Annotated in this window: 15 protein-coding genes; 6 read left to right on the top strand and 9 right to left on the bottom strand. The window is 68.3% G+C overall.

Annotated features, from left to right (window positions below):
* Positions 1-47: 47 nt before the first annotated feature.
* Positions 48-767 carry a GGDEF domain-containing protein gene (locus G3M62_RS04910; protein WP_165185172.1) on the bottom strand — a complete coding sequence of 240 codons (720 nt, stop codon included), beginning with the start codon at positions 765-767 and terminating at the stop codon, positions 48-50.
* A 275-nt stretch (positions 768-1,042) separates the two neighbouring features.
* Between G3M62_RS04910 and purE the strand changes: the two genes are divergently transcribed.
* From purE to G3M62_RS04895, 3 genes are all read left to right on the top strand, one after another.
* Entirely contained in the window at positions 1,043-1,534 is a 492-nt protein-coding gene (gene purE, locus G3M62_RS04905) for a 5-(carboxyamino)imidazole ribonucleotide mutase (RefSeq protein ID WP_165185170.1), read from the top strand.
* On the top strand, positions 1,534-2,631 hold the full coding sequence (locus tag G3M62_RS04900) for a 5-(carboxyamino)imidazole ribonucleotide synthase (protein WP_165185169.1): 1,098 nt from the start codon (positions 1,534-1,536) through the stop codon (positions 2,629-2,631). The genes purE and G3M62_RS04900 overlap by 1 nt, the downstream gene beginning before the upstream one ends.
* Positions 2,632-3,265: 634 nt before the next feature.
* Positions 3,266-3,997: an aspartate/glutamate racemase family protein gene (locus tag G3M62_RS04895; RefSeq protein ID WP_165185167.1), complete on the top strand. Its 732-nt coding sequence runs from the start codon at positions 3,266-3,268 to the stop codon at positions 3,995-3,997.
* 2 nt (positions 3,998-3,999) lie between these two features.
* Here G3M62_RS04895 and G3M62_RS04890 read toward each other — a convergent pair whose 3' ends face one another.
* Positions 4,000-4,644, bottom strand: a complete 645-nt coding sequence (locus G3M62_RS04890; RefSeq protein WP_165185166.1) for a COQ9 family protein — start codon at positions 4,642-4,644, stop codon at positions 4,000-4,002.
* A gap of 180 nt (positions 4,645-4,824) precedes the next feature.
* Between G3M62_RS04890 and rpsU the strand changes: the two genes are divergently transcribed.
* Entirely contained in the window at positions 4,825-5,064 is a 240-nt protein-coding gene (gene rpsU / locus G3M62_RS04885; RefSeq protein ID WP_089924448.1) for a 30S ribosomal protein S21, read from the top strand.
* 194 nt (positions 5,065-5,258) lie between these two features.
* Here the strand turns inward: rpsU and G3M62_RS04880 are convergent, their stop codons facing one another.
* Both G3M62_RS04880 and G3M62_RS04875 read right to left on the bottom strand, forming a co-directional pair.
* The gene (locus G3M62_RS04880) at positions 5,259-6,200 is read right to left on the bottom strand and encodes an alpha/beta fold hydrolase (RefSeq protein WP_165185164.1); all 942 of its coding nucleotides are present in this window, start codon (positions 6,198-6,200) and stop codon (positions 5,259-5,261) included.
* Positions 6,201-6,287: 87 nt separating this feature from the next.
* The gene (locus tag G3M62_RS04875) at positions 6,288-7,064 is read right to left on the bottom strand and encodes a M23 family metallopeptidase (protein WP_165185163.1); all 777 of its coding nucleotides are present in this window, start codon (positions 7,062-7,064) and stop codon (positions 6,288-6,290) included.
* A 327-nt stretch (positions 7,065-7,391) separates the two neighbouring features.
* Between G3M62_RS04875 and G3M62_RS04870 the strand changes: the two genes are divergently transcribed.
* Both G3M62_RS04870 and G3M62_RS04865 read left to right on the top strand, forming a co-directional pair.
* Positions 7,392-7,742: a UrcA family protein gene (locus G3M62_RS04870; protein ID WP_165185161.1), complete on the top strand. Its 351-nt coding sequence runs from the start codon at positions 7,392-7,394 to the stop codon at positions 7,740-7,742.
* A 79-nt stretch (positions 7,743-7,821) separates the two neighbouring features.
* A complete protein-coding gene (locus tag G3M62_RS04865; RefSeq protein WP_165185160.1) occupies positions 7,822-8,172 on the top strand; it encodes a UrcA family protein in 351 nt (116 codons plus the stop codon).
* A gap of 82 nt (positions 8,173-8,254) precedes the next feature.
* Here G3M62_RS04865 and G3M62_RS04860 read toward each other — a convergent pair whose 3' ends face one another.
* The 5 genes from G3M62_RS04860 to G3M62_RS04840 form a co-directional block, all read right to left on the bottom strand.
* Complete coding sequence (locus G3M62_RS04860; RefSeq protein ID WP_165185158.1) at positions 8,255-9,673, bottom strand: NAD(P)(+) transhydrogenase (Re/Si-specific) subunit beta; 1,419 nt, start codon at positions 9,671-9,673, stop codon at positions 8,255-8,257.
* A gap of 1 nt (position 9,674) precedes the next feature.
* Positions 9,675-10,565, bottom strand: coding sequence for a class I SAM-dependent methyltransferase (locus tag G3M62_RS04855; RefSeq protein WP_246263474.1), 891 nt, complete (start codon positions 10,563-10,565; stop codon positions 9,675-9,677).
* A 28-nt stretch (positions 10,566-10,593) separates the two neighbouring features.
* On the bottom strand, positions 10,594-10,929 hold the full coding sequence (locus tag G3M62_RS04850) for an NAD(P) transhydrogenase subunit alpha part 2 (RefSeq protein ID WP_165185157.1): 336 nt from the start codon (positions 10,927-10,929) through the stop codon (positions 10,594-10,596).
* A gap of 132 nt (positions 10,930-11,061) precedes the next feature.
* On the bottom strand, positions 11,062-12,204 hold the full coding sequence (locus G3M62_RS04845; RefSeq protein WP_165185156.1) for a Re/Si-specific NAD(P)(+) transhydrogenase subunit alpha: 1,143 nt from the start codon (positions 12,202-12,204) through the stop codon (positions 11,062-11,064).
* A gap of 120 nt (positions 12,205-12,324) precedes the next feature.
* Positions 12,325-12,555, bottom strand: a complete 231-nt coding sequence (locus G3M62_RS04840) for an aa3-type cytochrome c oxidase subunit IV (RefSeq protein ID WP_165185154.1) — start codon at positions 12,553-12,555, stop codon at positions 12,325-12,327.
* Positions 12,556-12,562: the final 7 nt, after the last annotated feature.

The following is a 12,562-nucleotide window of genomic DNA, read 5'->3' as shown; positions in this document are numbered from 1 at the left end:
ACCAGAATAGCCACGCTCGCTGTATGAAACAGCGTCGTTCGGCTGAACTATGCTTCCTTGCGGACCCGCTTCTTCAGGAACATCGCCGCGTCGGCCTCGGCCAGGGCGACTTCGGGATCCGCGCCCGCCTCGATCTCGCGCACGCCCCAGGAGATGCGCAGCGGCACGGACCATTCGCCCACCTGCACCGGCATTTCGCGCACGGCGGCGGCCAGGGTCTCGGCCTTGGCGGTGGCCGTCTGCTGGTCGGCCTGGACCAGCAGCACGGCGAATTCGTCGCCGCCGATCCGGCCCACCACGTCACTCTCGCGCACATTGGCCTGCAGACGCCCGGCGACGGCCTTCAGGGCCTCGTCGCCGGCCGCGTGGCCGAAGCGGTCGTTGACAGCCTTGAAGCCGTCCAGGTCGAAGAACACCAGGCTGGCGGGCGAGCCGTAGCGCTGGGCGAAGGCCGAGACCCGCTTGATCTCGCGCAGGAAGGCCCGGCGGTTCAGCACCGGGGCCAGCACGTCCAGGTCGGCCAGGCCTTGCGCCTCGCCCAGCTTGAACTTCAGGCGGGCGACCTCGTTGCGCAGGTCGTCGATCTCGACCATCAGGGTTTTCAGCGCCGCCTGCACCTGAGGCGTCAGATCGGCCTCCGCCAGTCCCAGGAAGCCAGCCGTATCGGCGGCCACCACGGCGCGCGCCACGGCCGGGCCGGCCGCCTCGGTCAGCGCCCGGCGACGGATCGCCGAGAAGGATTCGGTGCGGGCGCTGGTGATCTTCATCGGACGATACGAACCACTGGGGGAATCACTTGTGGTGAAGCTCGAGCATTTCTGCGTTCTTTCATTAACCATGACAATGGCGACGCCCATGTGTCGCAGCGTCGCGGGGCCGCACTATCCCTTCGGATCGCCTGGGCTTTCCCTCGGGTTCACCAAGCGAGATCGGGCTTTGGAGCCTGGGCGCCAGCGGCTATAAGGCCCGCGATTCACGGCCGTCAGGTCACTGAGCGCCTCCAAACGCCTCCCAAAGCGCCTTACTGGGGAAATCGTCAACGATGCCCACCGTCACGCCACCCGTCGCCATCATCATGGGCAGCCGCTCGGACTGGCCGACGATGAAGAAGGCGGCCGACGCGCTCGACGCCCTGGGCGTGGCCTACGAGGCCAAGGTGGTTTCCGCCCACCGCACGCCCCAGCGCCTGGTCGAGTTCTCTACGAGCGCCCAGGCCGCCGGCTACAAGGTGATCATCGCCGGGGCCGGCGGCGCGGCGCATTTGCCGGGCATGGTCGCCTCGATGACCATCCTGCCGGTGCTGGGCGTGCCGGTGCAGTCCAAGGCCCTGAACGGCCTGGATTCCCTGCTGTCCATCGTCCAGATGCCCGGCGGCGTGCCCGTGGCCACCCTGGCCATCGGCGAGGCGGGCGCCAAGAACGCCGGCCTGCTGGCCGCCCAGATCCTGGCGCTCTCGGACCCCGCCCTGGCCCAGCGCCTGGCCACGTTCCGGGCCGAACAGACCGACAGCGTCGTCGAAAGCGTTGAAGACTGATGAGCGTTTCCCCGCCTGCTTCTCCCCTGCCCCCAGGCTCCACCATCGGCATCCTCGGCGGGGGACAGCTGGGCCGCATGCTGGCCCTGGCCGCCGCGCGCCTGGGCTTCGACGTCGTGATCCTGGATCCCGAGGAGAACAGCCCGGCCGGCCGCGTGGCCTCGCGCCAGATCGTCGGCCCCTATGACGACAAGTGGGCGCTGAAGCGCCTGGCCGAGGTCTGCGACGTCGTCACCTACGAGTTCGAGAACGTGCCGGCCGCCACGGTCGCCGAGCTGACCAGCCTGGGCATCCTGGTCGCCCCCGGCGCCAAGGCCCTGGCCGCCGCCCAGGACCGGGTGGTGGAAAAGAGCTTCCTGGCCGAGATCGGCGTGCCCACCGTGGCCTTCGCCGCCGTCGAGACCGCCGATGACCTGGCCGCCGCCGTGGCCAGGATCGGCGCCCCGTCGCTGCTGAAGACCCGCCGCGAGGGCTATGACGGCAAGGGCCAGGCCTGGGTGCAGCGGGCCGGCGACGCGCCCGCCAGCTTCGACAAGATCGGCGGCAAGCCCGCGATCCTGGAGGCCCCCGCCGACTTCGTGCGCGAGCTGTCGGTGATCGCCGCCCGTGGCCACAACGGCGAGATCGCCTGCTATCCGCTGTCGGACAACCACCACGAAGGCGGCGTCCTGCGCCGCACCAGCGCGCCCGCCAAGGTCTCCGAGGCCACCCGCGACCAGGCCGAGGCCATCGTCGCCAAGATCCTGACCGCGCTGGAATATGTCGGCGTCATCGGGGTGGAGCTGTTCGAGCTGGCCGGCGGCAAGCTGCTGGTCAACGAGTTCGCCCCCCGCGTCCACAACACCGGCCACTGGACCCAGGACGGCTGCGAGGTCGACCAGTTCGAGCAGCACATCCGCGCCGTCGCGGGCTGGCCCCTGGGCCCCACCGCCCCGCGCGCCCATGTCGAGATGACCAACCTGCTGGGCCAGGAAGTCGAGGCCTGGGCCAAGCTGGCCGCCGAGCCCGAGACCCGCATCCACCTCTACGGCAAGGGCGAAGCCCGGCCGGGACGGAAGATGGGTCACGTGAACCGGCTACGAGGGCTGAAGGACTAGGCGGCTAGAGCCGCCGCCGACGTCAGAGGCGCGAAAGTCCGACTTCGACCCTAGTTGGACGCCTCGTTGGCGAGAGTCGCGGTGGCCGAGATGGTCGCTTCTCCACTGTGGCCCGCGATCGCGTCGCGCTTGGCGTCGTAGGTCGTCACGGCAAGCCCTATCGATCGGACAGCCGCGTGACACGCAGCCGGCCTGAGGCCGATAACCCGCGTATTTCCGATCAGATGAGCGAGGGGCTCGCCGCCTTGAGCGCGGAGGACAAGGTCACGGCCATCGGCCGTGGCTCGTGTGATGCGTGACGTTTCAGTGTCCGTGCTGACCTCGACGAGGAAATCAACACCTCCACAGACGGTCCGGGTCGATACGATGTAACTGACAGGCGTCGGCGTTTCTCGAACGACGATATCCTGGGCGCCATGGGGAGCGCCGCCAGCTTGCAGCAAGGCCGATGAGGCCAACAGCGCGAGTGAAATGCCCATGCTCGAAGGATGGCACGAGCAAGGTCCAGTTTCCACCCATGGCTGACGCTCGGAGCGAGCGCTTCGAGGGCTCTCATGGTGAGGTCTTGGGCGAAATGGTGAGGCCATCGCCCGACCCCATTGCCTCCTGCGCCCCACACCGCCAAGCTCGGCTCATGCCCCACCGCCGCACCTTCTCGCCCGAGCACCCAGCCCTCATCGGCCTGATCGGCGGCATGAGCTGGGAGAGCTCGGCTCAGTACTACCGGCTGATCAACGAGGGCGTCCGCGACCGCGTGGGCGGCGTCGCCTCGGCGCGCACCCTGATGTGGTCGTTCGACTTCGCCAGGATCGAGGCCCTGCAGCACGCCGGCGACTGGGACGCCCTGGCCGGCGAGATGGTCGACGCGGCCAAGGCCCTGCAGAAGGGCGGGGCCGACTTTCTCATCCTGTGCACCAACACCATGCACCGCTGCGCCTGGGCCATCGACGCGGCGGTGAAGATTCCCCTGCTGCACATCGCCGACCCGACGGCGGCGGCGATCCAGGCGGCGGGCGTCACCCAGGTCGGCCTGCTGGGCACGGCCTTCACCATGGAGCAGGACTTCTATCGCGGCCGGCTGGAGGAAACCTTCGGCCTGGAGGTGCTGATCCCCGAGGCCGACGACCGCGCGGCGGTGCACGACATCATCTATCGCGAGCTGGTGACCGGCCAGGTGCTGGACGCCTCGCGCGAGGTCTATCGGGCGGTGATCCAGAGGCTGGTCGATCGCGGGGCGCAGGGGATCATCCTGGGCTGCACCGAGATCATGCTGCTGATCGGGCAGGCCGACAGTCCCGTGCCGGTGTTCGACACCACGACGCTGCACGCGACGGCGGCGGTGGAGCGGGCGTTGGGGAGCCCTTAAATCTAGGGGCGCCCGTACCGCATCCGCGCCAGGGCCGCGGCCACCTCGGCCGCCAGGTTCATCGGCTTGAGACCCGCCTTCCACTTCTCGAAGGCCATGACGTTGTCGATGCGGCCTTCCAGGTGCTTGAGCGCCGACTCGCGGCCCGAGGCCATGTCGACCGCCAGGGTCGAGACCAGGATCCCCGACAGGATCGCCCGCTTGGAATAGTGATTCTCGTCGGTGGCCGTGTCGCCCGCCCAGCGCCACAGGGCGTCGCTGCTTTCCCAGATCAGGGTCAGGGCCAGGGGCATGTTGGTCGGGAAGGCCAGGAAGGCGGACAGCTTGCGTAGAGCCTCGGCGTCGTGCTGCGCGGCGTCCAGGCGGGCGATAACGCCCTGGCGGATCTTGTCGCGGATCTTGGCCGGCGGCGGGTTCAGGGCCGCCAGCGCGGCCAGGGCGGCCTTGTCGTGACGGCGCGACAGCAGGGCGGCTAGATCACGCGGGCCTTGCGGCAAAAGGAGTTGCGCCTCGCCGGCGTTGAGGCCGGCGGCCACGGCGGCGGCGCGGGCCATGCCGGCGTTCCAGCCCAGGCGCGGCGCGAGGCGCACGGCCTCGTCCAGCACCCGCTGCTCGGTCGTGTCGGCCCAATCTGCGGTATCGGTCATGAATCCGAGTCTATACGGGAGTTTAGGCCGCGTCGCGATGGACATGGGCCCTTCCCTCTGCTATCAGCCGCCCCTCGTCGCCCGGGAGATCCCTTTCCGGGCTTATCAGGTTTTGTTCGCCCGCCCGGCCCCTGAGAGGGACTCGGGAAGATGGTCGGGCCGTCGAATGGAGAGAGACCCCTGGTCCAGATTTTCGTCCGCGACAACAACGTCGATCAGGCCCTGAAGGCCCTGAAGAAGAAGATGCAACGCGAAGGCTCGTTCCGCGAAATGAAGCGGCACGTGCACTATGAGAAGCCGTCGGAAAAGCGCGCCCGTCAAAAGGCCGAAGCTGTCCGCCGCGCCCGCAAGCTGGCCCGCAAGCGCGCTCAGCGCGAAGGCCTGCTGCCGATGCCGAAGAAGCCGGCCGGCGCGCGTTAAGCGACGCTTTCCAGGGTTCTGGAAACAACAAACCCGCCCGGAGCGATCCGGGCGGGTTTTGTTTTGCCTGTTAGGTCGGCGGCTCACCCACTTGCCCCCACCTGACCGCTACGCGGTCTGTCGCGGCGAGGGGGCGGAGCGCTCTTCCCCCTCCGGGGGAAGACGACCGCGAAGCGGTCCGTAGGGGGCAAGGGCTAGCCGCCCACGAACTCCACTGCCTTGACGATGTGCGAGGCGAACTGCTCGCCCAGCAGCCGCGTATGGGTCGCGGCTTCCACGTGGTCCACATAGCCGCGCTTGGACCGCTCGGCCGGGGCGGCCTGCATGGCCTTGCGCTTCTCGCGGCCCTTGACCGGTCCGGCGGTGACCACGGCCACCGGCCAGTTCGGATCATAGGCCGGCACGGCGACCGCCTGATCGGCCGACCGCGACCACAGCTCGACCTCGGCGGCCGAGGTGCGGTTGTGGCGGCCATTGGCGAAGGCCCAGCGCTTCTCGGCCTTTGCGGCCGGCGGCAAGCCGATCTTGTCGCCCAGGCCGGTATAGACCAGCGGCTTGTAGAGCCCCAGCGAGGCTCCCCGCGCCGCCCAGCGCGAGGCGGTGGAGAAGGCCTCGATGAACGGCTTGAACGCCTCGGTCTCCGACGCATCGGCGGTCGCGGCGTCGACCAGCACCAGACCGGCCACCTGACCCGGATTGCGTCCGGCGTATTCGCGCAAGCGCAGGCCGGCCATCGAGTGACCGACCAGGATGAAGGGCGCCTTTTCGCCCGAGGCCGCGACCAGCTTCTCGAAGTCGCCGACGATGGCCAGGCCGTCGCGCGGCGCGGGCCCAGGCGGTGAGAAGCCCATGCCGGCCCGGTCGTAGGCGCAGGAGCGCCAGCCGGCCTTCGCCAGGGCCTCCTGGGTCGCGCCCCAGTCGGCGGCGAAGCCGAAGGCGCCCGCCTCCAGCCAGACCAGCGGACGGTCGCTGGAAGGCCCCTCACAGACCAGGCGCAAGCTTCGCCCCTCGCCGATGTCGACCATCTTGCCCCGCGGCACGGGATGCCCCGCCGCCGACATCAAGCCGCCCACGGCGACGAACGAGAGAATGAAAAGAGCGAATCCGGCAACGGCGCGTCCGACATATCTGAGCATGCGGCCACTGTAGCCGAGCGTCGGTGTCCGTCGAGTGACGGCCCTGTGGAAAACCGGTGCAGGCCCCAGGCGCCCAAAAGACGAGCCCTAGCCGTCGACCACGTTGATCCGCACGCGGACACGGCCGCCCTTGACGCGGGTGACCACGCCCTCGCCGTTGGCCGCCATTTTGCTCTTCACGCCGTCGGGCCACTTGGACACCTGGGCCAGACGCACCTTGCGGCCCACCTTGGCGGCGGCCTTCAGCGGCAGGTCGTCCTTCTCGGCGAAGGTCTTGCCCATGAACAGCGCCGGGTTCAGCGGCTTGCCAGCCTTGTTGCGCAGCTCGAAATGCAGGTGCGAGCCGGTCGAGCGGCCGCTGTTCCCGACATAGGCCACGGTGGTCCCGCGCTTGACGTAGGTCCCGCGCTTGAGGCCCGCGTCGCGGCCCAGGTGGGCGTAGAAGGTGCGGAAGCCGTCCTTGTGCGCCACCTCGACGAAACGGCCGTAGGTCGACGACACGCCGCTGCGCATCACGATGCCGTCGGTGGCCACGTGGACGGGCGCGCCGGCCGGGGCGGCGATGTCGACGCCCTCGTGCAGGCGGCCGTTCTCTTCCCAAGGCATCTGGCGCAGACCGAACGGCGAATTGATCACCCGGCCCGGCAGCGGGGCGTCGAAGACGAAGGCGGGCGGCGGCGGGGGCGGCGGCTCGGGCGCGGTGACGGGGGCCACGGCGGGGGGCGGCGGCTGCGCGCCGGCGTTCATCACGTCGATGGCCGTGACGGCGTTGATCGCGCCCCAGACCACGATCGCGCCACCGACGGCGGCGAACGCGGCCAGCGAATAGGGAGACGACGTTGCGGCCAGGACTCGTGACGACAAGAGCGATCCTCGTGGACGATCGGTCGACCCAAAGAGACCGCGCCAAGCGCGCTCCCATCCCACGGGTCACCTTTCGGGATGATGAAGGCAGGCTCTATGCCGCGTCCATGCGGCCAAAAGGCGGCGAGCCTTAACCATTTGTCAAGCATGACCATAGTCAGCCGACAGATCATCATTCGCAACATTACAGGAAGTTTAGAACATTACTTTCAGTACACTTCTTTAATTACACGTCATGAAGGAGACGTAACGAGTATTCGTGAGAACACGAGAGTACACCTCTGGTCATGGGGCGCAGGGACGCGCCAAGACAGAGGGACAACTCAAATGCGCAAGTTCATGACCAGCCTGACCGCCGTGGCCACCCTGACGATGGCCGCCGTGCCCGCCCTGGGTCTGCTGCAGGCCGCCCACGCCGCCGAGCCGACCGCCACCATCCAGGTCGGCGATCTGGACCTGAGCAACCCCGCCCAGGCGGCCGTCTTCAACACCCGCCTCGACAGCCAGGGCCAGGCCCTCTGCCGCCAGGTCGCGGGCCGCGAGATGCGTTCGCGCATCCGCCAGGACGACTGCCTGACCCAGGTCCGCCTGGCCGCCCACCGCCAGCTGACCGCCACGCAACGCGCCGACCTGCGCCGCTCGGCCGCCGCCGCCTCCGTGCAAGTGGCCAGCCGCTAAACCGATCCCCCGCCGGCGCGAAAGCGCCTTTCAGCAAGCCCCCGGGCGCCAAGCCGCCCTTTCAAGAAGGAAACGTCCGATGCGTAAGTTCATGACCAGCCTGACCGCCGTGGCCACCGTCACCCTGGCCGCCGTGCCCGCCCTGGGCCTGCTGCAGGCCGCCCACGCCGCCGAACCGACCGCCACCATCTCGCTGGTGGGCCTGAACCTCTCCAACCCCGCCCACGCCGCCGAATTCGCCGCCCGCGTCGACGTCGCCGGCGAGCAGGTGTGCCGCGAGATGGTCCACGGCAATCCCGGCGGCGACTTCACGATCGCCGGCTGCAAGGTCGCGGTCCGCAAGCAGGTGAACGAACAGCTGTCCAAGTCGCAGCGCCACGGCCTGCAGATGGCCTCCCGCGCCGTCCCGGTGTCCGTCGCCGCCCGTTGAGCGACGACATGACCCCGACAAGCAAAAGGCCCCGGACGGAAACGTCCGGGGCCTCTTCTTTTCTGGCGTTAAGATCGAAGCCCTAGAGCCCCTTCACGATCCCTTCGACCATCTTCTTGGCGTCGCCGAACAGCATCATGGTGTTGTCGCGGAAGAACAGCTCGTTCTCGACGCCGGCATAGCCGCTGCTCATGCCGCGCTTGATGAACAGCACGGTGCGGGCCTTTTCGACGTCCAGGATCGGCATGCCGTAGATGGCGCTGGTCGGGTCGGTCTTGGCGGCCGGGTTGGTGACGTCGTTGGCGCCGATCACGAAGGCCACGTCGGCGGTCGAGAACTCGCTGTTGATGTCCTCCAGCTCGAACACCTCGTCATAGGGCACGTTGGCTTCGGCCAGCAGGACGTTCATGTGGCCCGGCATGCGGCCGGCGACGGGGTGGATGGCGTACTTCACCTCCACGCCCTCTTCCTTCAGCTTGTCGGCCATTTCGCGCAGGGCGTGCTGGGCTTGCGACACGGCCATGCCGTAGCCGGGGACGATGATCACCTTGGACGCGTTCTTCATGATGAAGGCCGCGTCGTCGGCCGACCCCTGCTTGACGGGACGGCTCTCGACCTTGCCGCCAGGGCCGGCGACCGCGTCGGTCGCGCCGAAGCCGCCCAGGATCACCGAGATGAAGCTGCGGTTCATGCCCTTGCACATGATGTAGGACAGGATCGCGCCCGACGAACCCACCAGGGCGCCGGTGATGATCAGGGTGGTGTTTTCCAGGGTGAAGCCCAGGGCCGCGGCGGCCCAGCCCGAATAGCTGTTGAGCATCGAGACGACGACCGGCATGTCGGCGCCGCCGATCGGGATGATCAGGGTGACGCCGATCAGCAGGGCCAGGGCGAAGATGCCCCAGAACGCCCAGATCGCGTGGCCGCCGCTGAGGACCAGCACCACCACCAGGGCGACGATGGCCAGGGCGATGACGATGTTCAGCAGGTGGCGGGCCGGCAGCAGGATCGGCGCGCCGCCCATGTTGCCGTTCAGCTTGGCGAAGGCGATGACCGAACCGGTGAAGGTGATCGCGCCGATGGCCAGGCCCAGCGACAGTTCGATCAGGCTGTTGAGGTGCACCTGGCCGTTGTCGCCCAGGATGCCGTAGGCAGCCGGGGTGTAGATCGCCGCCACGGCCACCAGACAGGCGGCCATGCCGACCAGGCTGTGGAAGGCCGCCACCAGTTGCGGCATCGAGGTCATGGCCACCTTGCGGGCGATCACCGCCCCCACCGTGCCGCCGACGGCGATGCCGCCCAGGATCAGGCCGATGGTCACGGGATCCAGCGCGCCCTGTTTCCAGAGCGTGGCCAGGGTGGTCAGCACGGCGATGGCCATGCCGATCATGCCGTTGCGGTTGCCCGCCTGGCTGGTCACCGGGCTGGACAGCCCGCGCAGCGCCAGGATGAAGAGCACCCCGGACACGATGTAGAGGATGGCGGCGAGATTGGCGTTCATGTCAGGTCTTGGCCCCCAAGAGCGGCGAAGAGGAAATCGTCGGCGCGGCGTTGACGCCGAACCGAGGCGGATGGCCTGAAGACAGGCCGGAGAGGTCGTAGCGCGGCGGCTCGTAGTGGTTGGCCGCCGAGTACGGCGCGGCGAAGCGGGGCTGGCCGTCGGAGCCGGTCAGTTCGTCCTCGCGCACGAAGAAGGCGTTGGCGCCGGAGAGATTGCACGCGACCAGGGCGTAGCCCTTGGCGCGGCCCAGGGCCTCCAGGCTGGAGAGGCTGGCGCTGTGATAATTGCCGCCGTCCCAAACCCGGTCGGCCTTGTATTCGGCGACGAAGGCGACGGGCGGCGGATAGGCGGCGTTGTACTCGATGATCACGACGCGCGGACGCACCGCGGTGATCGCCTCCCAGACCCAGTAGTCGTTGCCGTCGATGTCGATCGACAGCAGGTCAACGCTGGCGGGCTTGGCGGCGGTCCCGCCGGCCCAGGCGCCCAGCAGGTCGTCGATGTTCCGCACGGTGACGAAGGCCTTCTGGATGCTCAGCCGGCCCTGACCCACGGCGACGGCGTGGTGACCCTTGGCCGCCTCGACATACTTGTCCGAGCCGTCCAGCCACAGGCCGCTCCAGCCGGCCATCAGCAGCAGGGCGGTGTTGCACTCCACCCCGGCCTGGACGCCGAACTCGATGAAGCGCCGGTCGCTCTCGCCGATGCGGTTGAAGATCTCCAGGACGATGCCGTCCTCGTCGTTCTGGCTGTAGGTCTTGCGGCCATGGGCGATCAGCCGCCCGGGCTCTTGAGCCCTGGGCGAAGCGCGCAGCTCGTCCCACCACCGCTCGAGCGCGATGCGCTTGAGGGCGTCGGTTCGACCGGCCATGCGCTTGATGGCGCTGAACATCGCCCGAAGGCTCCCCCTGCCTTCGCGCCTATTTCTTCTCTTTTTTCTTATACATGGCCAGCATCCGGTTGGTGACCAGGAAGCCGCCGAAGATGTTGACCGCGGCGAAGGCGGCGGCGATGGCGCCGGCCCCCTTGGAGATCCAGGTCGAGGCCGCGACCGTGCCGCCCGACAGGTCGCTGTTGGCCCCGTGGGCCGCCGCCGCCAGCAGGGCGCCGACGATGATCACCGACGAGATGGCGTTGGTCACGGCCATCAGCGGGGTGTGCAGGGCGGGCGTCACGCTCCAGACGACATAATAACCGACGAAGATGGCGAGCACGAAGATCGCCAGGCGGAACACGGTGGGGTCGACGGCTTCCATCTTTAATCCCTCTGCTGAGTGGCGGTGCGGCCGCCCTCTCCTTCGACAAGCTCAGGATGAGGGCGGAATGAACCGCCCTTTCCCTGAAACCTCATGCCGAGCCTGTCGAAGCACGAGGTTTCACGCAGTGAGTTAGCCGGCCTGCAGGCTCGGATGCACAACAGCCCCGCCCTGGGTGACCAGGGCCGCCTTGAGGATCTCGTCCTCGAAGTCGGGGGCGAAGGCGCCCTCCTTGTTCAGGAACAGGCTCGACAGGGCGAAGAGGTTGCGGGCGTAGAGCGCGCTGGCGTCGGTGGCGATGCGGCCGGGCAGGTTGGGGATGCCCAGGATCTTGACGCCGTTGGCCGTGGTCAGAACCTCGCCCAGCTTGCCGCCCTCGACGTTGCCGCCGGCCTCGATGGCCATGTCGACCAGCACCGAGCCAGGCTTCATCGAGGCCACCTGGGCGGCCGAGACCAGCCGCGGCGCCGGGCGGCCCGGGATCAGGGCCGTGGTGATGACGATGTCCTGCTTGGCGATGTGCGTGGAGACCAGCTCGGCCTGCTTGGCCTGGTATTCCTTAGACATTTCCTTGGCGTAGCCGCCGGCGGTCTGGGCGTTCTTGAACTCTTCGTCCTCGACGGCCAGGAACTTGGCGCCCAGCGACTCGACCTGTTCCTTGGTGGCCGGACGCACGTCGGTGGCGGTGACCACCGCGCCCAGGCGGCGGGCGGTGGCGATGGCCTGCAGGCCAGCCACGCCCACGCCCATCACGAAGACCTTGGCCGCGGCGACGGTGCCGGCGGCGGTCATCATCATCGGCAGGGCCTTGCCATAGGCTTCGGCCGCCTCGATCACGGCGCGATAGCCGCCGAGATTGGCTTGCGAGGACAGCATGTCCATCACCTGGGCCCGGGTGATGCGCGGGATGAATTCCATGGCCAGGGCGCTGGCGCCGGCCTTGGCCAGGGCGTTCAGCGTGTCCTTGTCCTGGTGCGGATTGAGCGCGGCCGCGACGATCGCGCCCTTCTTCAGGGCGGCGATCTCGGCGGCTTCGGGCGCGCGGACCTTGAACAGGACGTCGGCGTCCTTCAGGGCCTCTTTCGCCGTCTTGGCCAGCTTGGCCCCGGCCGCCTCGTAGTCGGCGTCCGGATACGAGGCAGCAGTCCCCGCCCCGGCCTCGACCACGACCGAGAAGCCGGCCGCGGCCAGCTTCTTCACGGTCTCGGGCGTGGCCGCGACCCGGGTTTCACCACCGCGGGTCTCTTTCGTGACGGCGATAACGGCCATCGGCATACCCCTCCCAAGAGCGCTGTTTGCTTAGACAAGCTTGCGCGTCTCTCTAGGGGATGTTCTTGCCCGATGTCGAGCCTTACGCTCGCGGCAGAGGCAAAAAAATACCGATGTCTACCGGTGTCAGTGGGCGGAGGCGGGCTTTTCGCGCAGGAACACCACGCCCAGTACCGCCAGCACGATGCCGGGAATCACGCCGCCGATGAAGCCGGCCGAGGTGCAGAACCACAGGGTGATCGTCAGCAGCAGGACGGCGATGGCCAGCGAACCCCACTTGGTCATCTTGCCAAAGGCTTCGAAGGTCGCGGACTGTTCGTGGATGTCCATCTCACCGCGGTGATAGTCGCCGGCCATGTCAGTT

Origin of the sequence: Caulobacter soli (genome assembly GCF_011045195.1) — a bacterium.
GTDB classification, from domain to species: Bacteria; Pseudomonadota; Alphaproteobacteria; order Caulobacterales; family Caulobacteraceae; genus Caulobacter; species Caulobacter soli.
Note: the sequence above shows the minus strand (reverse complement) of the source record. Positions and strands in the feature narration are given on the sequence as shown.